This is a genomic window from Arthrobacter sp. Y81 (assembly GCF_002929335.1).
GTDB lineage: Bacteria > Actinomycetota > Actinomycetes > Actinomycetales > Micrococcaceae > Arthrobacter.
Genome location: NZ_PJIL01000011.1, coordinates 141,386 through 165,675, shown reverse-complemented (window position 1 = coordinate 165,675; position 24,290 = coordinate 141,386). Strand labels below are relative to the sequence as shown.

Below are 24,290 nucleotides of genomic sequence, written 5' to 3'. Positions count from 1 at the left end.
GAACCCGGAAGCTAAGACCCACAGCGCCGATGGTACTGCACCCGGGAGGGTGTGGGAGAGTAGGTCACCGCCGGACAACCATTAGGTCGAGAGCCCCAACCAGGAAACTGGTTGGGGCTCTCCCACGTTAACCACCCCCACACACTTCAACCACCCAACACCACCAAAAACCCGAACAGCCAGGACGCTCTCTCACATCCTGCACCCTCCAGGGCAACCCTCTCTCACATCCTGCAGAGGCCGGCCGGCACCCAAGCCACACACCGCCGTCGTAAATTCACCGGAAACTGAGAGAGCGTCCGGGAATTTCCCCCAAAAAGTGAGAGAGCGTCGCCCCGGCGGATATCGGAGGGGGCGGCGGACGCTGAGGAGGATACCCCACCGTTCGCCGGGGAAGCTGGGGGAGCGTCCGCTGATGGCGAAATAAGGGCTCGAAAGGCCTCAAAACCGGTGATTTACCTCAAAAAATGGCGGAAACACGCGGAATTTGCGGACCTGACCGCGGCAAGCTGGTAAGTTTTCGAACAGTGGCTTGTACGCATGCCGCGTGCAGGCTCCAGAAATCATGACCGTCCAGGAGGACATCAATGGCTAAGAACCGTAGTGAACTTGTTTCAGAGGTAGCAGGCAAGGCCGGCACCAGCCAGGCAGCCGTCAACTCCGTGCTGGATGCACTGTTCGAGGTTTTCGAGACCTCTGTCGCCGCGGGCGAGAAGATCACCATCCCGGGCTGGCTCGCAGTTGAGCGCACCGACCGTGCAGCCCGTACCGGCCGCAACCCGCAGACCGGCGAGACCATCCAGATCGCCGCTGGCCACAGCGTCAAGCTGACCGCTGGCTCGAAGCTGAAGGCTGCTGTCTCCAAGAAGTAGCATCCGGCGTCCAACGCTTGAAAGGGAGCGGCAACCTCAGGGTTGCCGCTCCCTTTGCGTTAACCGCAACACGGCAGCCAGCAGCCAACCCTCCGATTCGCGGCCCAGGCACCGGTAGCGGACAATGGATAGGTGCCCTCAGCAGCAAAATCCCGCCCCACTCTTCCGCAGCCTTCCCCCACTCCGGGAAAGACTGGGGCAGCTGGCAGCGCTGCGGGCATTTCCCGGCCGTGGCAACTCGCCGGCGTGGCAGCGCTCTTCCTGGGCCTCGCAGCAGCCCTCCTGTTCTCGGGAGCGGCCGCCGCACGCGAGGTGTCCGACCCCGGAGCCCTGATCCGCTGGGGGCTCCCCATCAGCAAGGCCCTCCACAACGTCTCCCTGGCTACAGTGATCGGCGGCCTGATCTTCGCCGTCGGCATCCTGCCGCGCAACGCCAACGGTTCCCGGTCCAAGGACACCAGCACACCGGAGCACCCGGCGTTCTCCCGGGCACTGGCCGTGGCGGCGGCTGCCGGCGCTGCGTGGACGCTGTCCGCGATAGCGGTGCTGGTGCTGACCTACTCGGACGTGGCAGGCCAGTCCCTCTCCGGGGATGCCGAGTTCACGCGTGCGCTGGTCTACTTCATGACGGACATCGAGACCGGCCGCGCCTGGCTCGCCGTCACCATCGTGGCTGCCGTCGTAACCACCGCGCTGTTTGGTGTGCGTTCCCTGACCGGGCTGGCCATCACCCTTGTGCTGTCGCTCGTGGGCATGGTGCCCATCGCCCTGATCGGCCACTCCTCGAGCTCCAGCGACCACGAAGGCGCCATCAACTCCCTGGCCCTGCACCTGGTCGGCGTGTCCGCATGGGTGGGCGGCATCATCATGCTGGCCGTCCTGTCCGGCATCCTGACCGGAACCAAGGCGGCCGGCAAGGCAGACATCACCGAGCCCACGCTCCGCCGGTTCTCCTCGCTGGCCGGATTCGCCTTCGTGCTGGTCTTCGCCTCCGGTGTCATCAACGCGAGCATCCGGATCACCAGCTGGCACGATCTGTTCGGATCCGCGTACGGGCAAATGGTGCTGGCCAAAGCCGTGGCCACCCTCATGCTCGGCGGCATCGGCCTCATGCACCGCCAGTGGGTTATCCCGCAGCTCCACCGCAAGGGCGCCGCACTGTCCGCCCGTCGGGTGCTGTGGCAGCTGGTCATTGCGGAGCTTCTGATCATGGGCGCAACCTCCGGCATCGCCGTCGCACTGGGCCGTTCGGCCCCGCCGCAGCCCACCACGTTCGCCCCGGACGCGTCCCCGGCCTTCATCCTCTCCGGCTACGAACTGCCGCCCGAGCTGACCCCGGAACGCTGGCTTACGGAATGGCGGCTGGACTGGCTGTGGATCGCCGTCGCCGTCTTTGGGCTGGTCTCGTACTTCCTGGGCGTGGCCAAGGTCCTGCGCCGGGGTGACAAATGGTCCTGGTTCCGCACCGTCAACTGGGTGATCGGGCTGCTGGTCCTCACCTACATCACGTCCGGCCCGCCGTCGGTCTACGGCCGCGTGCTGTTTTCCGCGCACATGGTGGACCACATGGCGCTCACCATGGTGGCTCCGATCTTCCTGGTTCTCGGTGCCCCCGTGACCCTCGCGCTGCGGGCCCTGCCGGCACGCGGCGACGGGTCACGCGGTATCCGTGAGTGGCTGCTGTTGTTTGTGCACTCCAAGCTCTCCCAACTGGTCACGCACCCGCTGTTCGCGGCCGCCAACTTCGCGGGCTCCATTGTGCTGTTCTACTATTCGGACGCCTTCGGCTACGCCATGCGGGACCACGTGGGCCACGAGCTCATGAACCTGCACTTCGCCCTCACCGGCTACATCTTCGTCCTGAGCATGATCGGTACCGATCCGCTGCCCCGCCGCGCGCCCTACCCCATGCGCCTGCTGCTCCTGCTGGCCACCATGGGCTTCCACGCCTTCTTCGGCGTAGCGATCATGGGCGGGACCGGACTGCTGGCCGCGGACTACTTCGGCAACCTGGGCCGGGCCTGGGGGCCGTCCGCGCTGCTGGACCAGCAGATGGGCGGCGCAGTGGCCTGGGGCATCGGTGAAGTACCCACCCTCCTGGTGGCCATCGGCGTCGCCGTGATGTGGTCGCGCGCCGACGCCCGGGAGTCCAAACGGACCGACCGCGCGGCCGACAGGAATAACGACGCCGATCTCACTGCTTACAACGATATGTTTGCCAAATTGGCTGAACGCGACGCCAAGCTGGCTGACCGCAATTCAAAGCTGGAAGGACGCTGATGAGCGAAACCGTACGCACCCACCTCCGGGTCCGCGCCTCCGAACTGGTGGGCCGTAACTGGCTGAACACCGGCGGGAAGTCCCTGGACCTCGAAGCCCTGCGCGGCAAGATCGTGCTCCTGGATTTCTGGACCTTCTGCTGCATCAACTGCCTGCACGTCCTCGACGAGCTGCGCCCGCTCGAAGAGAAGTACTCCGACGTCCTGGTGACCGTGGGCGTGCACTCCCCGAAGTTCGAGCACGAGGCCGATCCCGTCGCCCTCGCCGCCGCCGTGGAACGCTACGAGATCCACCACCCGGTCCTGGACGATCCCGAGCTGGAAACCTGGAAGGCCTACACGGCCCGCGCCTGGCCCACGCTGGTGGTCATCGACCCCGAGGGCTACATCGTGGCCCACCTGTCCGGCGAAGGCCACGCTGACGGCCTGTCCGTGCTGATCCCGGAACTCATCGCCGTGCACGAGGCGAAGGGGACCCTGCACCGCGGCAACGGGCCGTACGTGGCGCCGGAGCCGACGTCGGGCACGTTGCGGTTCCCGGGCAAAGCACTCTTCCTCCCGGCAGGCCGGGGCACTGCTGCCGGAAAGCCAGCCAGCGCGGAAGCCGACGCCGGGACTCCCGACGCCGGCTCCTGGCTGGTCACGGACACCGGTCACCACCGCCTGGTGGAGCTGGACACTGATTTCCACACGGTGCTCCGCACCTACGGCTCCGGGACCAAGGGCCACACGGACGGCCCCGGCGCCGACGTCGACTCCGTCAAGCCCACGGCACAGTTCAACGAGCCGCAGGGCCTTGTCCTCCTGCCGGAAGACGTGGCAGCGAAGACCGGTTACGACGTCGTGATTGCCGACACCGTCAACCACCGCCTGCGCGGGCTGTCCCTCGCGGACGGAACCGTCACCACACTCGTCGGCAGCGGCGTGCAGCGCCTGCTGGAAACAGGGCCTGCACGCGTGGATGAGGACGCGGCCGGCTTCACCGGACGGCTCAGCGATCATCCCCTGGACGTTGCGCTGAGCTCGCCGTGGGACGTGGTGTGGTCCGCCAAGCTCAACGCCGTGATGGTCGCCATGGCCGGTGTCCACCAGATCTTCAGCTTCGACCCCCTGTCCGGCGTCGTGTCCATCGTGGCCGGCAACGGACTGGAGGGCCTCCTGGACGGCCCCGCCCACGAGGCCTGGTTCGCCCAGTCGTCCGGCCTGGCCGAGGACGCCGACGGCAACATCTGGGTGGCTGACTCCGAGACGTCCGCGCTGCGCAAACTGGTGATTGACGACGACGGTACGGTCACCGTGGAGTCCGCCGTTGGCAAGGGCCTCTTCGACTTCGGCTTCCGCGACGGACCGGCCGCTGAGGCGCGGCTGCAGCACCCGCTCGGCGTCACCGTGCTGCCCGACGGCTCCGTGGCGATTGCTGACACCTACAACGGCGCCGTCCGCCGCTACGACCCCGCGACCGGAACCGTGTCCACCCTTGCGCGGGGGCTGTCCGAGCCGTCCGATGTGATTGTGGACCACACGCACACTGCCGGCTCCGAGCCGCTGCTGGTGGTGGTGGAAGCAAACAAACACCAGCTGATCTACGTGCCCATCCCCAAGGAAGCGCAGCAGGTGGACGAGGGCGCAGTGCAGACACACCGGCCCAAGAGCCCCGTAGCCCCCGGCACGCTGGAGCTCACGGTCCGCTTCACGGCGCCCACGGGGCAGAAGCTTGACGACCGCTGGGGCGACCCCACGCAGCTGAAGATCTCCTCCACCCCGCCCGAGCTGCTGGTTGCGGGCGGCGGCACGTCAGTGGGGCTGCGTCGGACGCTGGAGCTCTCCTCCGACGTTCCGGAGGGCATACTGCACATCACAGCGCGCGCCGCGGCCTGTGACGGCCCCGAAACGGCCGACGGCGAGATCCCCGATCACGCAGCCTGCCACCTGTACCAGCAGGACTGGGGCATCCCGGTGGTCCTGCAGGGCGACGGCGACACGGAGCTGGTCCTGGACCTCCGCGGGATGGACTGAGGCTCCGCCGTCCACGGATGCTGAACTGGCCCGGCTTTTGACCCCCCCCTGGGGTTGGGAGCCGGGCCAGTTCTGTCAGCGACGACGAGCGCCACCAGCCAAGGAACCGCCGGCAGCCTAGTAGCTGAGGAGCGGGGTGACTCTGATCGTGTCGCCGTCGACGTCGAGCCGCGTGGTGAAGCTGAAGTCGTGTTCCACGTTCAGGTCGGTCACGGCGCCGCTGAACAGGTCCGTTTGCTGGGCCTCCAACCGTGCCTTCCCGTCCAGCGGGGCCACCACCCAGCGGCCGCCGAAGGGCTCAATGGACACCTTCGGGTACTCGCTGATGCTCCAGTTGATGGTCCCGGGCGTCACCCGGTTGAACGTGGCGTGGTAGAACGGGCAGTCGGGCTGGAGCTTCTGTTCCTTCACGGCCTCCGCGGCGCAGGTGTCCAGGAATTCCTTGACCTTGGAGCCCACGGCGTCCTTCAACCCTTGGGTGGCCTCCGTCAGGAGGCTCAGCGGGGCTGTGGGAACGTCACGGCCGGACACCGTGGCGCGGCTGGCCGGAGCTGCGAAGTATTCGCCGTTCAGGCTGGCCTCATACTCGCCGGGATAAAAGACGGCGAAGGAATTGCGGCCGTTGGGCATGTTCACCGGGACGCCGTTGAGCGTGGCCTGGCTGGAGTTGACCACGGTGACTTCCAGGACAGGCAGTGCTGCCGGCACGAACGCCCACTTGTTGAAGAAGAGCCATTCGGTCCCGGTCCGCTCCAGCAGGAACTCGGTGCTCAGCCTGCTGCCGTCGATGGTGTACTCCATGGGGACCATGACCTGGTTTCCGGGACGCTCCTGGGTCTCGCCGAACTTCACGTTGGTGACGCGGGAAGCGGCCGTCTGCAGTGCTGTTCCGTCGAGCATGGCGGCGTCGCTCTGCGGCACGGAAGCGCGCAGGAGACCCAGCGCTTTTTCGCCCTCGCCCTTCTGCAAAGCGTCCAGATATTCGCGCACGGGCTGCTCGGGACCCGCCACTGAGGCGTTCACCAGGTTGACCGCCACCACGGCTCCGGCGATGGCAAGCATAAGGCCCAGCAGCCACCCGGCCGCGATCCTCACCAACGCTTGACTCATCTGCACGCACCTTACGTTACCTGCAAGGCGCCTGAAAGCAGGTGTGGAGGCCGTCCCTTGTGACACCGCACGGCTGCTGCCGGACAGTACGACGGCGGCTTGCCGCCCTTAACGGCGGCGCCTGGAGGAGGTGCCGAAAACGCCCCGCAACAGCTCCCGGCCCAGTTGGGTTCCGAGCGAGCGGGCCATGCTTTTGAGGCCACCGCCGAGCGCGCCGCCCAAGGCTCCGGCGAGGTCACCCACCATTCCTCCGCCTGATTCCTTGGGGGCCGGCGGCGCTGTGCGCTCCGCACGCCGGGCCCGATCCGGCGCCGGAGCCGGCCTGCTGCTGGGCCGCCCCAGGATTTCTTCCTCGATGCGGCGGGCGTCGGCGTCAACGGCGGCCTGGTCCATGGTTCCGGGAACGGGGCTGTTGGGCACGAAGACGCCCGTGGATGGTGTGGGCGGCTGGCCGGGTGCTGCAGCTCCGGTGCTGGCGGCGGACTTTCCGGAGATTTTCTCGTACGCGGAGATGGTGTCCACCGCCGTGCCGTATTTGGGGAGCAGTGCGGAACCGGCCGCGGTGCTCTTGACCAGCTCATCGGTGCTGGGACCCATCACTGATTCCGGTGCCCGCAGCCGGGTCAACGCAACCGGCGTGGGCGCGCCCTTCTCGTTCATCACCGTGATGACGGCTTCGCCGATGCCAGCCGACGTGAGTGTCTCTTCGAGGTCGTAGTCGCTCACCGGGAACGTGGACACGGTGGCTTTCAGGGCCTTGGCGTCCTCCGGAGTGAAGGCCCTCAACGCGTGCTGGATGCGATTGGCCAGCTGGCCCAGGACATCGGCCGGAACATCCTTCGGCGTCTGGGTGACGAAGAAAATCCCCACGCCCTTGGACCGGATGAGCCGGACAGTGGTGGTGATGGCCTCCAGGAACGCCTTGGACGCATCGTTGAACAGCAGGTGCGCCTCGTCGAGGAAGAAGACCAGCTTCGGTTTGTCCAGGTCACCCGCTTCGGGCAGGTCCTCGAAGAGGTCAGCGAGCAGCCACATCAGGAAGGTGGAGAACACCATCGGCTTGGTCTGCAGCGTGGGCAGTTCCAGGCAGGTGATGACGCCACGGCCGTCGGGAGCCGTGCGAAGCAGTTCGGCGGTATCGAATTCGGGCTCACCGAAGAAGGCCTCCATGCCCTGCGCCTCAAGAGTCACCAGCTCACGGAGAATGACGCCGGCCGTCGCCTTGGAGAGGCCGCCCAGGTCCTCGAGCTCCTCCTTGCCCTCGTCCGAGGTGAGGAACTGGATCACGGCCCGGAGGTCCTTGAGGTCGATCAGTTCCAGGTTGTTCTTGTCCGCAAAGTGGAAGACCAGCTGCAGGCTGGATTCCTGGGTGTCGTTGAGTTCCATGACGCGCGAGAGCAGGATGGGGCCGAAGGACGTGATGGTGGCACGGACGGGGATGCCGTTGCCGTCCCCGCCGAGGGCCAGGAATTCCACCGGGAAAGTCTTGCCCGCCCAGGCCTGGCCGATGCTATCCGTGCGCGCTTTGAGTTTCTCGCTGCCCGTGGCCGCGGTGGCCAGCCCGGACAGGTCTCCCTTGATGTCGGCCAGGAACACCGGAACCCCGGCAGTGGACAGCTGCTCCGCCATCATGTGGAGCGTAACGGTCTTCCCCGTTCCTGTTGCACCGGCCACCAGCCCGTGCCTGTTCATCATGGCCAGCGGCAGCCGGACGGGGGCATCCTTGTGGAGTTCGCCGTCGACGATTGCGGCTCCCAGCTCGATGGTGGCGCCTTCCAGGGCGTATCCCTTTTGGATGGTGGCGACTTTATCTGCAGTGGATTTCATGGCCATGCCGATAGCTTAGCCGCGCGGCTCCAGATCTTTCGTGAAAGCCAGGAATTTGATGGTTTCGGGGTCTGCGGCCAGGTCGAGCTGCGGCTCGTAGCCGGAGTTCAGGTAGAGGTATTTCGCCTCGGGCTGCCGCGGGCCGGTGGTCCGGTACACCCGGCTGTAACCGCCTCGGGCCGCCAGTACCGGGCGTCGTACTCCCGGGCGAGCTCGTCCAGCAGCGGCCGGACCCGCGCATCATGCATGGGCAGGTTGAGCACAGCCAGTGCCGACTCCTGCACACGGGCCGGCGGAGCGGTTAGTCGTTCCATGATTGAGCCTTTCCCGAGGCGGCCGGGACAGCCGCCGCTTCAACTTCACCGCGTTCGCTGTCACGGCGTTTACCGTCCCCGCTTCCTGGCCCCGGTGCCCCTGGACGGCACCTTGCGGGACCTGCTGGGCCTGGAAAGGCCCGCCAGCCGCTACACCGCACCCGCCGTCGGAAATTGAGGGAAAAACCACACCCGTGCTAAATACCAGCCGAGCGGCCAGCTCCAGTTCGGCATCTTCTTCCAGGGCGTCAACTCGGGAACCATCTGGAAGGCCGCCGAATCCGGTTCCCAGACGGACTTCGAATCGTTCCGCCGCATCGCCCAGACGGCGGAGCGGGCCTGTTCGCCGCCTTCTTCCTGGGCGAAAGGCCCCGGCTCCGCGAGCACATCGGCCGCCCGCACGAACTGGACGTTGCGGGGCGCCCGGACGCCCAGACCATGCTCGCCGCCCTGGCATCGGTGACGTCGAACATCGGACTCGTCGCCACCCAGAACACCACGTACAACGATCCCGCGGACCTGGCGCACAGGCTGTCCTCGCTGGACCTGCTTTCCGGCGGCCGCGCGGCGTGGAACATCATGCCGCGTGGACGCCACCTTCAACGGATCCTATTCCCAGGTGGCCGACCGGCTGGTGGAGTACGCCCGCACCGGCGCCGCGGACGGCTTCAACATCTCGCCTTGGCTCATCCCCACCGGCCTGGACGACACCGTCAACCACCTGGTGCCGGCGCTGCAGGAACGCGGCGTCTACCCCGCGGAATATGCCGGGAGCACGCTGCGCGAGAACCTGGGACTGGCGACTCCGGAAGCGAGGGTCTAAACCGATGGGTGACGAGGTGTCCGGCACGGAAGGGGGAGACGCTGACAGGGAATCAGCCGCGGATACCGTGAAGCTGCAGCTGACCATCTGGCAGCAGTATCTCTCGAGGAACCACGATCACCCACCGGGCCATGCTTGGGCGCAGCAGAATCCCCGCCGGAGTATCCGGCGGGGATTCGTGTGGTGGAGAGTTACGTCGTCGGCGTCTGCGAGATCCGGACCATGTTGCCGGAGGGGTCCCGGAAGGCGCAGTCGCGCGGACCCCAGGACTGGTCGATGGGCTCCTGCATTACCTCGGCGCCGGACGCCCGGACTTTCTCGAACGTTGCGTCCAGATCGTCGGTGCGGAAAACGAGCATCGGCAGGACGCCCTTGGTGAGGAGCTCCTGCATCATGTCCCCGTCCTCCTGCGAACGGCCAGCATGCGGTTCGGAGAGCACGATCTCGAGATCCGGCTGGGCGGCGCTGCCGAGCGTCACCCAGTGGAATCCTCCGGAGGCGACGTCGTTGCGCACCTCGAGGCCCAGGGCGTCGCGGTAGAAGGTGAGGGCTTTTTCGGTGTCGTTGACTGTGATGTTGCAGTACTGGAGTGAAATGTTCATGCCAATAACGCTATTCGGCGGGCATGAGTATCGCTTCTCGAATCCTGCTCGCTTGGGCACCATCCCCGGTCCCGGCGTCCGCCCCGCTCGCGGCGCTGTGCCGGGTGGGGCGCGTCCGGATCTTCGCCACGCAGGCGGGCATGGCCTCCACCGCGCTGTGCTCGCGGGACCGGTACGCGCTGGGCGGTTCTCCCACGATTTCGGTGAAGCGTGAGCTGAAGGAACCCAACGACGTACAGCCCACGGCCATGCAGGCATCGGTCACGTTCATGCCGCCGCGGAGCAGTGCCATGGCCCGTTCGATCCGGCGGGTCATCAGGTAGCTGTACGGGGTCTCACCGTAGGCGGCCCGGAACTGCCGCGAAAAGTGCGCCGGCGACATCAGGGCCTTGCGGGCCATGGTGGGGACGTCCAGGGCATGGGCGAAGTCCCTGTCGATCAGGTCCCGCGCCCGGCGCAGGTGCGCCAGGTTGGCGAGCTCTTGTGGGTTCATGTCATGAGCGTACGCCGCGGTCCCGGCGTTTTCCACGGTGGTCCGAACGACTGCCTACTTTTTGGGCAGGCCCGCGGGGTTCAGCTCGGACTTCTGGACCGCCTCCGCAGTGAGGCCCAGCGGTCAAGGATCTTGGCGTAGCTGCCATCTTCGATCAGGTGGTTGAGCCCTGCCTGGGCTGCGGCCGCGACGCCGTTGCCCTTCTTGGTGGTGGCGCCGATGCCCGCCTTCAGCGGCCAGCCTCCGTCCACCAGCCCCACCAGCTTGGTCTTCGCATCGGAGGCGGCCTTGAACGCCGCCGTGGCATTCGGCCCGAACGTCAGGTCCGCCCGTCCGGACTGCAGGGCGAGCGAGGAGGCGGAGTCGTCGTAATACTGGGCGCCAGGCCGTTCTTCTTATTCTCCTCATCCCAGCGCAGCAGGATGGATTCCTGGTTGGTCCCGGACCCAACAATCACGCGCTTGCCTGCAACATCCGGTGCCGATTCCACCTTGGTTGGACAGCACGGCCTCGTACTTCCCGGACTCCACACCGAGGGGCCAGTCGGCCCAAGGCGGTGGGAAAGATGTCCGCTTCGAGGCCCAGCGTCTGGGCCAGTGCGACGGCGATATCCACTTCGTTGCCCACCGGAGTTTTGTTGTCCGTGGCGTAGACGGCCAGCGGGGCAGCGAACGGGCTGACGGCCACTGTCAGTTTGCCGTCCTTCTTGATGGATTCCGGCACCAGCGCCGCTGCTGCGCCGGGGTCGGAGCACGCCGCCAGGCCCAGCAAGGTGGTGGCGGCCAGCGCCGCGGTGACGCCGGGCTCGAGTGAAAAACGGGCCATGGTTTCCACTTGGAATTATCGGATTGGGTGCTTGTGCCAGCAACATGGTTGGTGCCGCGCGGTGAATGGTCCGGCCTGCCGGAGGCCTCCGCAGTAGACTTTGGTATGGCCGCATCAATGCTGAAGATGGTTCTGTCCGTTGCCACCGCCGTTGCCCTCGCGGTGCTTGGCGGAGCACCTGCGACGGCGGCGCCGCCGCGGCCTGCCGATCCGGTGGGCATTGACGTCTCGTGGCCGCAGTGCGGCAAGACCCTTCCCTCCGGACTCGCCTTCGCCATTGTCGGCGTCAACAACGGACTCGCGAACACCACGAATCCGTGCCTCGAGGCGCAGCTGGACTGGGCGGCCTTGACTATCAAATATCCGCAGGCGACCTCCCAGCCGCGGGTCGCCTTGTACGCGAACACCGCCAATCCGGGGCTGGCCGGTTCCTGGTGGCCCTCGTCCAACTTCTACTCGGGCACCGTAGTGGACAACCCGTACGGGAAGTGCGAGGGCAACAATGACAAGGCCTGCGCCTACATGTACGGCTATGCCAAAGCGTACGACGACGCCGTGCTGCGTGGGGTGGACGACCCGGAGGACTACTTCTGGTGGCTGGACGTGGAGACCGAAAACAGCTGGCAGCCGGACAAGGAAGCCAACCGGGCTGACCTGGAGGGCATGACCGCCTACTTCGAAAGCATCGGCGCCGACGTCGGAATCTATTCCACCGGCTACCAGTGGGGTCAGATCGCCGGCACCGTTCCCTCGACGAGCAACCTGGCGGGGCTTCCCAGCTGGCTTGCCGGCGCCCGCACCTTGAACGGCGCCAAGTCGAACTGTTCCCTGTCAGGGCTCACCCCGGGCAGCCGCGTGGCGCTGACGCAGTATGTCTCCAGTGGCCTCGACTACAACTACGCCTGCAAGTAGCCGCGCGTGAATCGTGTGACAGAAGTGCACCGATCAGCCTCTAGCTAACTTCAGTTAGAAACGAGTACTGCGTACACGAAATAGGTACGAAGACAGCCAAAGTCGAGTGGAATCTACTGGTGTCTTCCCGGGCGGACGCCCCTAGCATCGGGACTACATTTGCGGCCAATGATGGCCGTAAATCCCGTCTCGCACCCCCGGGGGTCCCCATGCAGCAAGCGTCCACCACATCCGTCGTCGCCCGCCGGCTCGCTGCCGCCGTCGTGCTCCCCGGCGTCCTGACCAGCATGCTGGTGCTGGCCCCGGCCTCCCAAGCGGCAACCGATACAGCAGGCATCTGTAACGGAGTGGTGAATCAGCTTGCCCACCGCGGCACCGTGCAGGAGAACCTGCTCAAGGCGGCGGCGCGCAAGAATGCCGTTCTCATCGCCTCCCTGCAGGCCGAACGCGCCGGGCTGCAGGCAAAGGCGGACGGACTGACTGCGGAGATCGCCGCGGCAGACAAAGCTATTGCGGACCTTGAGGCAGAGGAAAAGCAGCTGGTGACGGACGCAGGCTCGGCGGAAACCGAGCTGGCCGGACTCTTGGTCGCCCAGACTAACGCGGCCCAGTCGGTCGCGGATACCGAGAAGGCTCTGGCCGGACTCAAGGCGGAGATAGCCACCACCGAAGCTCAACTCACGCCGCTGCAGGAGGAGCTTGGCGTGGCCCAGGCAGCGGCTGCGCTGCTCAAGCAGCAGAAAGCTGCCGTCGAAGCCCAGGAGGCAGCGAAAAAGAGTGAGATCAGCGCGGCCGAAGGCGACCTCTCGGGGCTCCAGGCGGCAGCTGACGCCGCCGCTGACGCGCTGGCCGGCAAGAACGCCGAAATCGTGGAGGCTCAGGGCGACCTGACAAACCTCACGGCGATCGCGGACGACGCAGCGGCAGCCGCTACTACGGCGGCAACGGCGGTCGCTGATGCCGGGACCGAACTCCAGCGGCTCGAAGGTGTAGGGGATGCTGCCCAGGCCGAACTGGAAGCCCAGCAGGTGAAAGTCGCTGAAGCAAGAGCCGCACTCGTTACCCTGCAGTCCACTGCCCAATCTGCAGCGGACGCTGTGGCCGCCAAGAACGCAGGGATCGGAACGGCGCAGGGCGAACTCGCGGCGCTGCAAAGTGCCGCCAGCCAAGCGGCGGATGCCCTGGCCGCTAGAAATGCTGCGATCACTCAGGCCCAGACGGAGCTGACCGCGCTGCAGGCCAATGCGGCGGCCGCGGCGTCGGCTCTCGCAGCCAATACCAACCAGATTGCCGCCGCCAGCGCGGAGATCACCGCCCTGGAGGGACAGCTGACCGCCGCAACCGCCGCCGTCACGTCCAAGCAGGCTGAGCTGACCGCAGCACAGTCCCAGCTCGCGGCGCTGCAGACCACCAAGGCCTCGCTGGAGGCCGAGATCGCCAACCTGACGGCTCAAATCGATGCAATCAACGGCAACTCAATTAAGAAGCGGAATCTCCAGGATGCGCGCGCCCTCAAACAGGCCGAGTTGACCACCGTGAACGGCCAGATCACCACAAAGAATGCCCAGATTTCCGGGTACCAAGGTGATCTGACGACTTTGCAGAATTCGGTCAACACCCTCAACGCCCAGCTCCTGGCCAAGCAGCAGGAAAGCAGCGCCCTGCAGCAGCGGGCTGCACCGCTACAAACCGCCCTGACCACAGCCAACGCCGCCGTCGCCACGAAGGAAGGCGAGATCGCGACGCTCAACGGCCAGGTTCCGGCGCTCCGGGCCGCGGTTAGTGATGCCAACGCCAGCGTCACTGCCAAGCAGGGAGAGCTCACCCTTCTGCAGGGTCAGCTGCCCGCGCTCCAAGGTGCCGCAGCCACGGCCGCGGCTAACGTCTCCACGCAGCAACAGGTAGTGGCGGACCTTGAGGCTGCACTTCCGGGACTGACCCAGGGCGTGGCCGAGGCCCAGGCCGCAGTCGCGGAACAGAAGAACGTTCTCAGCGGGCTCCAGACCAAGCTGGCCGAAGCAAACGACGCCCTTGCAGCCGCAAATGCGGCCGTCGAGGCCAAAAACGCAGAGGTCAGCGGGCTGCAAAACGAGCTGCCGGCCTTGCAATCCGCCGTGGACAGCGCCAACGCATCGGTTTCCACCAAGCAGGGTGAGATCGCGAACTTGAACGGGGAGCTGGACACCCTGGTCGCTCAGCTAGCCGTCCTCAACACGCAGATCGCAGGCAAGGAAGCTGACGTTCTGCGTCTGCAGACCCAGGTGGCTCCGCTGCTGGACCAGCTGAATAGGCTCAACGGCGAGATCAGCGCTACGGAGGCTCAACTCAAGGCACTACAACTACAGCTGACGGCACTGGACCAGCAGGTCACGTCCGCCCAGGGCCAGCTCAACATTCTGACGGCGCAAAAGAAGACCAACAAGGACGCCATCGACGTGCAGAAGGCGAACGTCAAGTCCCTCCAGGCTCAGCTGGGTAGCGTACAGGGCCAGATCGCTGCCATCGACGGCCAGATCGCCCTCGGGGGCTGCGTGGCCTAGCGCAGTAGGAAACTAGCACAGGTGAGCTAAAACGCAGGGAGGGGTCGCCGGACACGGCGGCCCCTCCCTGCGTGTCCGGCGCCACGGCGACATCCAGAAATAACCCGGCCGCCGCCGTCGTTGTCGCCAGTGTGCCTGTTCCGCTACCGGAACGGACCGCCACAGCTCCGCTACGAAAGGCCGGCTCCTCCGTGACTGTTCCGCTTTCCATCCTTGACCTGGCCACCATCGCGAAGGGTCAAACAGCAGCCGAGAGCTTCGCCGGCAGCGTGGCCATGGCACAGCGGGCCGAGGAACTGGGCTACCGCCGGGTCTGGTACGCGGAGCACCACAACATGTCCTCCATCGCCTCCTCGGCCACGAGCGTGCTGATCGCCCACATCGCGGCCAACACCAGCAGCATTAGGCTGGGCGCCGGCGGCGTGATGCTGCCCAACCACTCACCGCTGACCATCGCCGAGCAGTTCGGCACGCTGGAGACGCTGCATCCCGGACGCATCGACCTCGGCCTGGGCCGTGCGCCGGGCAGTGACCAGAACACCATGCGAGCCCTCCGCCGCGACCCGATGTCGGCGGACAGCTTCCCGCAGGATGTCCTGGAACTGCAGGGCTACCTGACCGGCCCCACCCGCATCCAGGGTGTGGAGGCCACGCCGGGCAAGGGCACCAACGTGCCGCTCTTCATCCTGGGGTCCTCGCTTTTCGGGGCCCGGCTGGCAGCGCAGCTCGGGTTGCCGTACGCCTTCGCCTCGCACTTCGCACCCAATGCCCTGCAGGATGCCGTGGCCGCCTATCGCCGCGAATTCAAGCCCTCGGCCCAGCTGGACGCTCCGCATGTGATTGCCGGCGTGAATGTGATTGCGGCCGATTCAGCCGCCGAGGCGCAGGAGATGTTCCAGGCCACCAAGCGCGCCCGCGTGTCCCTGTTCTTCGGCAACGGCAGGGTGTTTACCGACGATGAGGCGGACATGATCCTCGATTCGCCGCAGGGCCAGCACGTGGCGCAGATGATGAAGTACTCGGCCATCGGCACTCCGGATGTGGTGATGGACTACCTCGACGAGTTCACGGCCCATGCTGACGCCGACGAGCTGATCGTGGCCCACCAGAGCAACGGAACAGAGGCCCGCCTGCGCTCTGTCGAACTGCTCGCCGCGGCAGCCGGGATGGCCCGGGTCTAGGCGCCGCCTCCCCGGCCGCGGATGTCCGCCGTCGGCGTAGCCGCGGCACAGGGCCCGTGTGGCAGAACGTCACGGAAGATACGGATGTGACAATAACAGCCGCACGGAGTCTAATAAGTGCATGACTGTTGAGCCGGACGTACGCCGTGCCCTGGTCATTGAGGACGATGAAGACATCCGCGGCCTGCTGGTCCACATCCTGACCAAACAGGGTTTCCAGGTTTCCTCCGCCTCAACGGGGCGGGCCGGCATTGAACTGATGCGGCGCGACGGCGCCGAACTGGTGACACTGGACCTGAACCTGCCCGACATCGACGGCGTTGAGGTCTGCCGCGAACTGCGCCGCTTTTCCGACGCCTACATCCTGATGATCACCGCCCGCGGCGAGGAACTGGACCGCCTGACCGGGCTCGACACCGGCGCGGACGACTACCTCACCAAGCCCTTCAGCCCCCGCGAGCTCGGGTCCAGGATCACCGCCCTGTTCCGCCGGCCGCGCGCCAGCGCCGTCCACGAAGCCGCAGTCCAGGACGAACTGCGCCGCGCCGTCGAGGTCCAGCGCAGCCTGCTGCCGGCGGAGGGGCTGTCCCTCGACGGGTTCGACATCGCCGGGTCGTTCCGGCCGTCCCGCAACGTCGGCGGCGACTTCTTCGACTGGTACCCGAACGACGGCGGCCTGCAGCTGACGCTGGCGGACGCCATGGGCAAGGGCATGGGGGCCGCGCTGATCGCGGCCACCGTCCGCGCCGTCATGCGTTCGGTTGCCCACAGGTCGCCGCTGGGCGAGGCCTTCAGGTCCGCCGGGCGGATTCTCGAAGCCGACCTGGAGCAGTCCGCGTCCTTCGTCACCCTCTTCCACGCCCGGCTCACCGCTTCCACCGGCATCCTGAACTATGTGGACGCCGGCCACGGACTGGCGCTGCACATCAAGGCGGACGGCAGTTCTTCGCGACTGCTCACCGGCGGACCGCCCGTCGGAGCCTGGCCGGGCCAGGAGTGGGACGCGCACCAGGTTTCGCTGGAGCCCGGTGACTCGCTGGCAGTGGTCAGCGACGGCCTGCTCGATGTCTACCCTGACGTCGAGGTCCTGACCGCCGTGGTGGCGGGCACTGTCAGCGCCAGCGCCAGCGCGCAGGCCGCCTGCGACGCCGTCCTGGAGCTGGCCTCGGGCCGGGACGTTTCCGACGACGCCACCGTGGTTGTGCTGAAGCGGGCGCGGCGGTAGCTGCCCGGAGCCGCCATCTGCCGCAAAGCCCTCTGCCTCAAAGCCATCTGCCGCAAAGGGAGGGCGCGCACACGTTACATTCCCGCAATGACAGGGATATTCTGGTGTAACGACGGCACAGGAAACTTGGGGGTATGTCCCTCGCCGGACTTTCTCACGCATCATTGGGGATTATCCGAAGGACGTCGCCTGTGCCTACTCCGCTCAACCAGACCGTGGCCGATTCCGCCCTCCTGACTCGGTCCCTGCCGCTCGGCCTGCTCCGCGCCTTTGTGCAGTCGGATGCCGCCGATGACGGCCTCACACCGAACCTGCTCGCTGAACTCAAGATCCTTGCCCGGACGCCCGGGCTGCTGGTGGCCTGCAATTACGGCGGCACCCTCTGTGATGCGGAAGGCATCTCCACCGAGACCCTGCCGCTGGGCAGCGCCGCGATCGCCCTCCGGGCCCTGGCCGCCCTGCCCAATACCCACGCCGCCGTCATCTCCGGCAGGTCGCTGCGGGACCTGGCGGCCGTGTCCCGGCTCCCGGCCGAAGTGCACCTGGTGGGTTCGCACGGGGCGGAATTCGACATGGGCTTCGCCCACGGGCTCTCGCTGGCCACCGAATCCGTCCTGCAGCAGGCGAGCCAGGCCCTGGTTGAAACCATCGGCGCCTACAAGGGGATCAGCATCGAACGGAAGCCGGTGGCGGTGTCCGTGCACACGCGGCCGGCCTCGCCCGCGATCGTCGCCAAGGTCCTGGAAAAAGCCGAGGCAGTCGCCCGCGCCCACGGCCTGTTCTACATTGTTGACGGTTCCGTGCTGGACCTCTCCGTGGTGGAACCGTCCAAGGCCGACGCCCTGGAGCATCTCCGTGCCCGCCTGGGAGTGAGCGCCGCCCTGTACGCCGGTGATGCCTCCAGCGACGAACTTGCCATGGCCACCCTCCGCGGCCCGGACATGGGCATCAAGGTGGGGGAGGGGCCAACTGCCGCGGCCCACCGGCTGCGGGATCCTGAATCCTTTGCCCGGGTCCTGGCCATCCTGTTTGAACTGCGGCGGGCGTGGCTCTTCGGGGAGGACGCCGTCGGCCTGGAGCGCCACTCCATGATCGGCAACGGCTCGTCCACGGCCCTGATCACCCCTGAAGCCAAGGTCTGCTGGATGAGCCACCCGCTGCCGGACTCCGGGTCCCTGTTCGCGCATATCCTGGGCGGCGACGCCGCCGGCCACTTCTCGGTGGAACCCGTCAAGGCGTCCCAGGTTCTGGGTCAGCGCTACGTGGACAGCACCATGATCGTGGAGACCCGCTGGGCAGACGTCACGGTGACCGACTACCTCGAACCGGCCCCGGACGGGATCACCAGCCTGGTCCGGGTGCTGTCAGGAAGCGGCGCGGCAAGGATCGTCTTCGCTCCCCGGCCCGACTACGCCAACGCGCCGTTCAGCATGGAGGCCCGGGGCGAGGAACTACACGTGGTGGGCACCTCCGATCCCATCATCCTGCTGGCTCCCGGCGTCAGTTTTTCCATCACCTCGGACGGCCGCCATGCCACTGCCACCGCTGACGTCAACCTGCAGAACGGGCCCGTGGTGCTCAACCTCCGCTGCGGTGACACCGATCCGAGCCACGCCCAGGTGAGCGGCGAAACGGAGCGCCGTGCCGCCGTCGCCCATCACTCCCGGCGGTGGGTCCAGGACCTGGCGCTGCCGGGCGTCAAACCATCGCTGGTGCGCCGCTCGGCGCTGGTGCTCCGCGCGCTGGTTCACGAACCCACCGGTGCCGTGCTCGCCGCGCCCACCACGTCACTGCCGGAAGGAATCGGCGGCACCCGGAACTGGGACTACCGCTACTGCTGGCTGCGGGACGGCTCCATGACGGTCAACGCCCTGGTGGACCTGGGTTCCACCACGGAAGCGTACGGGTTCCTCCGCTGGCTGGGGCGGATCCTGGACAACGCGCCCGGGCCGGAATGGCTGCACCCGCTGTATTCGGTCACGGGAGCGCCGCTGTCCACGGAGGCCATCATCGAAAGCCTGCCCGGCTACGCGGGGTCCCGCCCCGTCCGGATCGGCAACGCAGCGGACCACCAGGTGCAGCTCGACGTGTTCGGCCCAATCGCCGAACTTATCTCCGCAGTGAGCGAACGCGAGGGCGCGCTGGAGGATTCGCACTGGGAGCTCATGGTCCAGATGGCATCCGCGGTGATGGCCCGCTGGCATGAGGCCGATCACGGGATCTGGGAAGCGCGCCGGGCCCCGCGGCACCACGTGTACACCAAGGTCATGTGCTGGGTGACGCTGGACCGGGCCCTGCGCACCGCTGCCCGGCACGGCAAGGAACCGGAACCGTCCTGGGCGCCCACCGCCGCAACCATCCGCGAGGAAGTCCTCCGTGAAGGCTGGGACGACGGCGCGGCGTCCTACACGGTGGCTTACGACAGTCCGGACCTGGACGCAGCGGTGCTGCACATCGGCCTGTCCGGCCTGCTGGACGTGAACGACCAGCGGTTCCTGGACACCGTCACCGCTGTGGAACGGGAGCTTCGGGTGGGACCCACGGTTTTCCGGTACAGGTACGACGACGGCCTGCCGGGCCTGGAGGGCGGCTTCCACATCTGCACCACCTGGCTGATTGAGGCCTACGTGGCAGTGGGCCGGATCGAGGAGGCGTGGGACCTGTTCGACCAGTTGGTGAACCTGTTCGGTCCCACCGGCCTGCTGCCCGAGGAGTACGATCCCGGCACGGAAACCCACCTGGGAAACCACCCGCAGGCGTACTCGCACCTCGGCTTCATCCGTTGCGCCCGGCTCCTGGACCAGCACCAGAAGAACTAGGTCAGGAGCAGGGCCACGCCGATCATGGCCGGGACGGCCACGACCGTGGTGATGAGGACGGTGTCCTTGGCCACGGTGATGCCCGTCCGGTAGCGGCTGGCCGCCACGAACACGTTCTGAGCGGTGGGCAGTGCGGACGTCACCACGACGGCGAACAGGGCATGCCCTTCCATGCCGAGCATCCGGGCGAAAACGAAGGCGATGGCCGGGTGGATCACGAGCTTGAAGGCGCTGGCCAGGAGGGTGTCTAGGCGGCGGCCGGCGGCTGCCTGCAGCGGCCGGGAGCCGTTAAGGCTCATGCCGAACGCGATCAGCATGGCCGGGATGGCTGCCCCGCCGATCAGGTGGATCGGCTGCATGACCAGCTCCGGCACCTGCCACCCCGTTCCCGCCACCACTAGGCCCAGCGCGGAGCCCACGATCATCGGGTTCTTGAGGATCATGAGTGCGAAGCGGGCGGGCGTGGTGCGGTGTGCGCTGGTGGTGGCATCCAGCGCCATCAGGAAGAGCGGTGTGAAGAAGGCCAGCTGGAAGATCAGCAGCGGCGCCACGTAGCTGGCGTCGCCGAGGACATACACGGCGATGGGGATGCCCAGGTTGGCGGAGTTCGCCAGTGACGCGCTCATGGACGACATCAGCGATTCGGGCACGGTCCGTTTCAGCAGGAAACGGACGATCACGAAAAAGACAGCGGCCGTGACCATCGCGCCGACGGCGGTGACCAGCAGGGGAGCGGCAAAGACATCGTGGAGCTTGGCCTTGCTGAGCGTCTCGAACAGGAGCGCCGGGCTGGCCACGAAGAAGGTCAGTGCGCTGAGCACGGAACGGGCGTTCTCTCCGAGCACGTTCCGGCGGCCCACGAACATGCCGACCAGGATGATGCACCACACCACGAAGAAGCCCGCGAGAACGCCTAGCACCCGGACGTCCCTGACAGTGTCCCTGACAGTGTCCCTGACAGGGCAGGCGGGCAGGGGTTAGCGTTCACCATCCCAGCCTAATCAGATTTAATCAGCCTGAAGCCGGAGTGTGGGCAGGATCTCGGTATCCGGACGGGCTGGGTTCCGGCCGGGTGCCTTGCCGGATTCGCGCCCTGCCGGGGCGGCCCGGCTGGCTGCGGGCCTAGTTCAGGGCGGAGTTGTTCAGGGCGAACGGCGGCCGCATGAGGCCGCGGGTGTGGCCTTCGGCGGGGTCGTTACCGATCTGGACTATCTTGTTGTCCTTGTCCACGTGGACGACCTTCGGCGTGTAGGACCGGGCCTCTTCCGTGGTCATCTCGGCATAGGTGATCAGGATGACGATGTCATTTTCGTGCATCAGGTGCGCGGCCGCCCCGTTGATGCCGATGACACCGGAACCGCGCTCCCCGGCGATGGTGTACGTCTCCAAGCGGGCGCCATTGGTGACGTCGACGATCGCTACGAGCTCTCCCGGGAGAATGTCCGCAGCCTCCAGCAGGTCCAGGTCAACGGTGACCGACCCGACGTAGTGCAGATCGGCATGCGTGACAGTGGCCCGGTGGATTTTGGACTTAAATATTGTGCGATTCATAACGTGTTCAGTCTAACGCCCGGTGTAATTCCGCGCTGTGACGTAGGCAACTCCTCTGCTGATCCGTGGGCAACCTCGGATAATGCCCAAGAATCAGGCGGACTTGGCCTCCGGCGGGACCGGCCCCGCCGGAGCAATCGAGTCGGCGGTTATGGCCAGCACTTCCCGGGCCGCCAGGATGGCGGGCCGCTTGACGCTGGACCGCCGTACGGACGTGAACACGGTCCGGTGCGGATTGCCCGGCAGGAGCAGCAGTTCCGCTGACGTTCCCCGTCCGGTCCAGACCAGGTCCGGCATCAGGCCGACGGCGTTGCCGGACTCGATCAGCCGGATCTGCGCCTGCAGGTCGGCAGTTTCATACCGGACGTCGGGTTCAAAGCCGGCGCTCCGGCAGGCCTGTTCGGCCCAGTGCCGGGACGCCGCGCCCCTCGGCTCCATCACCCACGCGAGGTCCGCCGTGTCCTCGAGCGAGCTGATGGGCGCAAGGCCCTTGTCCGGTCCCGGGATGGCCAGCCGAATGGCATCGCTGGTCAGCCGGACGCGGTCCAGTTCCGCGTACCGCGGGGCGGCGTGGCCGGGATACTGTTCCGCGATGACCAAGTCAAAGTCCCGGGCCCACGTTTCGTGCAGCGCAGTCTCCGGCTCCCGCTGGACCATTTCGATCCTGACCTCGGGGTAACTGGCTGCCATCCGCGTGAGTGTGCCCGGCATCAGGGCCAGGGCCGCGGACTGGAAGACGGCGATCCGGACCGTGCCTGTAACAGTGGTCAGCGAGGCCGCCAGGTCCGCCTCGGCCTGCTCCAGGGTTTCGAGAAGATGGGCGGTGTGGGCAACGAGGACCTCGGCCTGCGGGGTCAGCTGGACCCGGCGTCCAGTCTTGCGCAGCAGCTGGACTCCGGCTTCCTTTTCCAGCAGTGCCAACTGTTGGGAGACCGACGAGGGACTGTACTGGAGGGCGTCCGCCACTTCGGCCAGGGTTCCCCGGATCTTCAGTTCACGGAGCAGCCTCAACCGCCGGACGTCGAGCATGGCTGTTCCTTCGCTAAATCTAATGAATATTAATTAGGAGAATTCACTTTATCTAATGCAATCGGGCTTGCATACTGATCGAATGAGTTACCCCCGTCACAGACCCGCGCCAGGGCACCGCGATGGGGCCGCACCCCAAGCAGGAGTTCCCCATGAGCACTAGAGATACGACCCAGTCGATCATGCGGCGCAAGCCCATTGACGACATTGAAGAAGAAAACAAACACAGCGGACTATTCAAATCGCTCGGCCTGTGGCAATTGACGGCCATCGGCGTCGGCGGCATTATCGGCGTCGGCATTTTCTCCCTCGCCGGGCTGGTGGCGGCGGGCAATGAAGACACTCCGGGTGTGGGGCCCGCGGTGCTCATCTCGTTCCTTATTGCCGGCCTGGCCTCGGCGGCCGCTGCACTGTCCTACGCGGAATTTGCGGGAATGATTCCCCGAGCAGGCTCAGCCTACACTTATGGTTACGTTGCCCTTGGTGAAATCATTGGCTGGTTTATTGGCTGGGACCTGCTCCTGGAATACATTGCCATTGTGGCTGTGGTCGCCATCGGAATTTCCGGCTACTTCGACGCTTTCCTCTCCGGCATCGGTATCCACATGCCTGTCTGGATGACTGCGACGCCGGACGAAGGCACCGGCGGCATCGTCAACATTCCGGCCATAGTTGTCTGCCTGATCGTGACCTGGATCCTGTCCCGCGGAACGAAGACCTTCGGTCGCTTCGAACTCGTCGCCGTGGGCATCAAGGTGGTCCTGATCCTGTTCATCATCGGGCTGGGCATTTTCTATATCAACGCGGAGAATTACAACCCGTTCATGCCCAGCGGCTTCGGCCCGGTGCTGGCCGGCTCCGCCACCGTGTTCTTCGCCGTGTTCGGCTACGACGCCATGAGCACCGCGGCCGAGGAAGCCACCGACGGCAAGAAGCACATGCCGAAGGCGATCATCCTGTCCCTCATCATCGCGATGCTGCTCTACGTTGCAGCCACCCTGGTCCTGACCGGCATGCAGAACTACAAGGACATTGACCCCAAGGCGGGCTTCGCCTCCGCCTTCAACGGCGTCGGCCTGCCTATCATCGCTACGATCATTTCCGTGTTCGCGGTCCTGTCCATCCTTACGGTGATGCTGACGTTCCTCCTCGGCGTCACCCGCGTCTGGTTCTCCATGAGCCGTGACGGGCTGCTCCCGGGATGGTTTGCCAAGACGGACCGCCACGGCACCCCTCAGCGCGTCACCTGGATCGCCGGCATTGCGTCTGCCCTGCTGGCCGGAGTGTTCCCGATCAAGGCAATCGCGGACTTGACCAACATCGGCATCCTCGCCGCATTCGTCGTCGTCTGTTTCTCGGTGATCGTGTTCCGCTACAAGAAGCCGGACGCCCCACGAACCTTCCGCCTGCCGTTTATGCCGCTGGTTCCGGCCTTCGGTGTGCTGGCTTCGGCGTTCCTGATGTTCCAGCTGCACTGGGAAACCTGGCTGCGTTTCGGCGTCTGGCTCGTGGTTGGGCTGATCATCTACTTCGGCTACGGCCGCAAGCACTCGCTGATGAATCCTGACAGCCCGCGGCACGAAGAGGCCGTGGAGATGCACCGCCCCGTCGGGTAGCAGCCCGACGCTCTCTCACTTCCTGCCACAAATAACCGGACGCTCTCTCAGATCCGGTGCCATATCGACGAACCTTCTCTCACCTCGGTGGGAGAGGGTTCGTCGTTTGTGTGCGAAAACTGAGAGAGGGTCGCGCGGAAAGCTGCAGGAAGTGAGAGAGGGTTGCCCAGGGAGGCGACGAAATGTGAGAGAGCGTCGCCCGGAAAGCTGCAGGAAGTGAGAGAGCGTCCAGGGTGATTTCCGAACGTTCGGACGG

General features: G+C 66.2%; 17 protein-coding genes and 2 pseudogenes. 10 read left to right on the top strand and 9 right to left on the bottom strand.

All coding sequences use genetic code 11. From position 1 onward, the window contains the following. Window positions 1–587 precede the first annotated feature (587 nt). The 3 genes from CXQ91_RS15745 (at window position 588) to CXQ91_RS15735 (ending at window position 5,167) form a co-directional block, all read left to right on the top strand. Window positions 588–872: an HU family DNA-binding protein gene (locus tag CXQ91_RS15745; protein ID WP_028271010.1), complete on the top strand. Its 285-nt coding sequence runs from the start codon at window positions 588–590 to the stop codon at window positions 870–872. A 132-nt stretch (window positions 873–1,004) separates the two neighbouring features. After that, complete coding sequence (locus CXQ91_RS15740) at window positions 1,005–3,152, top strand: cytochrome c oxidase assembly protein (protein ID WP_104174825.1); 2,148 nt, start codon at window positions 1,005–1,007, stop codon at window positions 3,150–3,152. Then, on the top strand, window positions 3,152–5,167 hold the full coding sequence (locus CXQ91_RS15735) for an NHL domain-containing thioredoxin family protein (protein ID WP_104174824.1): 2,016 nt from the start codon (window positions 3,152–3,154) through the stop codon (window positions 5,165–5,167). Before CXQ91_RS15740 ends, CXQ91_RS15735 begins: the two co-directional genes overlap by 1 nt. A gap of 117 nt (window positions 5,168–5,284) precedes the next feature. Here the strand turns inward: CXQ91_RS15735 and CXQ91_RS15730 are convergent, their stop codons facing one another. The 3 genes from CXQ91_RS15730 to CXQ91_RS25760 form a co-directional block, all read right to left on the bottom strand. Further along, window positions 5,285–6,277 carry a hypothetical protein gene (locus CXQ91_RS15730; protein ID WP_181038914.1) on the bottom strand — a complete coding sequence of 331 codons (993 nt, stop codon included), beginning with the start codon at window positions 6,275–6,277 and terminating at the stop codon, window positions 5,285–5,287. A gap of 108 nt (window positions 6,278–6,385) precedes the next feature. After that, window positions 6,386–8,110: a helicase HerA-like domain-containing protein gene (locus CXQ91_RS15725; RefSeq protein ID WP_104174823.1), complete on the bottom strand. Its 1,725-nt coding sequence runs from the start codon at window positions 8,108–8,110 to the stop codon at window positions 6,386–6,388. A 9-nt stretch (window positions 8,111–8,119) separates the two neighbouring features. After that, window positions 8,120–8,263: a hypothetical protein gene (locus tag CXQ91_RS25760; protein WP_374953666.1), complete on the bottom strand. Its 144-nt coding sequence runs from the start codon at window positions 8,261–8,263 to the stop codon at window positions 8,120–8,122. 387 nt (window positions 8,264–8,650) lie between these two features. On the opposite strand from CXQ91_RS25760, the pseudogene CXQ91_RS15710 reads away from it, so the two are divergent. Beyond that, window positions 8,651–9,241 (top strand): annotated as a pseudogene (locus CXQ91_RS15710) (LLM class flavin-dependent oxidoreductase). Between the two features lie 191 nt (window positions 9,242–9,432). Here CXQ91_RS15710 and CXQ91_RS15705 read toward each other — a convergent pair. The 3 genes and pseudogenes from CXQ91_RS15705 to CXQ91_RS15695 form a co-directional block, all read right to left on the bottom strand. Next, window positions 9,433–9,843 (bottom strand): VOC family protein, encoded by a 411-nt coding sequence (locus CXQ91_RS15705; protein ID WP_104174821.1) that lies wholly within the window; start codon window positions 9,841–9,843, stop codon window positions 9,433–9,435. A gap of 10 nt (window positions 9,844–9,853) precedes the next feature. Further along, window positions 9,854–10,336 carry a helix-turn-helix transcriptional regulator gene (locus tag CXQ91_RS15700; RefSeq protein ID WP_104174820.1) on the bottom strand — a complete coding sequence of 161 codons (483 nt, stop codon included), beginning with the start codon at window positions 10,334–10,336 and terminating at the stop codon, window positions 9,854–9,856. 54 nt (window positions 10,337–10,390) lie between these two features. Further along, window positions 10,391–11,161 (bottom strand): annotated as a pseudogene (locus tag CXQ91_RS15695) (transporter substrate-binding domain-containing protein). 105 nt (window positions 11,162–11,266) lie between these two features. Between CXQ91_RS15695 and CXQ91_RS15690 the strand changes: the two are divergent. The 5 genes from CXQ91_RS15690 (at window position 11,267) to CXQ91_RS15670 (ending at window position 19,838) form a co-directional block, all read left to right on the top strand. Next, the gene (locus CXQ91_RS15690; RefSeq protein ID WP_104174848.1) at window positions 11,267–12,073 is read left to right on the top strand and encodes a hypothetical protein; all 807 of its coding nucleotides are present in this window, start codon (window positions 11,267–11,269) and stop codon (window positions 12,071–12,073) included. A gap of 209 nt (window positions 12,074–12,282) precedes the next feature. Further along, window positions 12,283–14,613: a chromosome segregation ATPase gene (locus CXQ91_RS15685; protein WP_104174819.1), complete on the top strand. Its 2,331-nt coding sequence runs from the start codon at window positions 12,283–12,285 to the stop codon at window positions 14,611–14,613. A 191-nt stretch (window positions 14,614–14,804) separates the two neighbouring features. Further along, window positions 14,805–15,794: an LLM class flavin-dependent oxidoreductase gene (locus CXQ91_RS15680; protein ID WP_104174818.1), complete on the top strand. Its 990-nt coding sequence runs from the start codon at window positions 14,805–14,807 to the stop codon at window positions 15,792–15,794. 121 nt (window positions 15,795–15,915) lie between these two features. After that, window positions 15,916–17,019 carry a PP2C family protein-serine/threonine phosphatase gene (locus tag CXQ91_RS15675; RefSeq protein WP_104174817.1) on the top strand — a complete coding sequence of 368 codons (1,104 nt, stop codon included), beginning with the start codon at window positions 15,916–15,918 and terminating at the stop codon, window positions 17,017–17,019. A gap of 191 nt (window positions 17,020–17,210) precedes the next feature. Next, complete coding sequence (locus CXQ91_RS15670) at window positions 17,211–19,838, top strand: trehalase-like domain-containing protein (RefSeq protein ID WP_104174816.1); 2,628 nt, start codon at window positions 17,211–17,213, stop codon at window positions 19,836–19,838. On the opposite strand, the gene CXQ91_RS15665 is transcribed toward CXQ91_RS15670, so the two are convergent. From CXQ91_RS15665 to CXQ91_RS15655, 3 genes are all read right to left on the bottom strand, one after another. After that, complete coding sequence (locus tag CXQ91_RS15665) at window positions 19,835–20,758, bottom strand: AEC family transporter (protein WP_104174815.1); 924 nt, start codon at window positions 20,756–20,758, stop codon at window positions 19,835–19,837. The two genes, CXQ91_RS15670 and CXQ91_RS15665, sit on opposite strands and share 4 nt — an antisense overlap. 202 nt (window positions 20,759–20,960) lie before the next feature. Beyond that, entirely contained in the window at window positions 20,961–21,389 is a 429-nt protein-coding gene (panD, locus tag CXQ91_RS15660) for an aspartate 1-decarboxylase (RefSeq protein ID WP_181038913.1), read from the bottom strand. A gap of 93 nt (window positions 21,390–21,482) precedes the next feature. Continuing rightward, a complete protein-coding gene (locus CXQ91_RS15655; protein WP_104174814.1) occupies window positions 21,483–22,418 on the bottom strand; it encodes a LysR family transcriptional regulator in 936 nt (311 codons plus the stop codon). Between the two features lie 152 nt (window positions 22,419–22,570). Here CXQ91_RS15655 and CXQ91_RS15650 point away from each other — a divergent pair, with 152 nt between their 5' ends. Next, window positions 22,571–24,034 (top strand): amino acid permease, encoded by a 1,464-nt coding sequence (locus CXQ91_RS15650; RefSeq protein WP_104174813.1) that lies wholly within the window; start codon window positions 22,571–22,573, stop codon window positions 24,032–24,034. Window positions 24,035–24,290 lie beyond the last annotated feature (256 nt).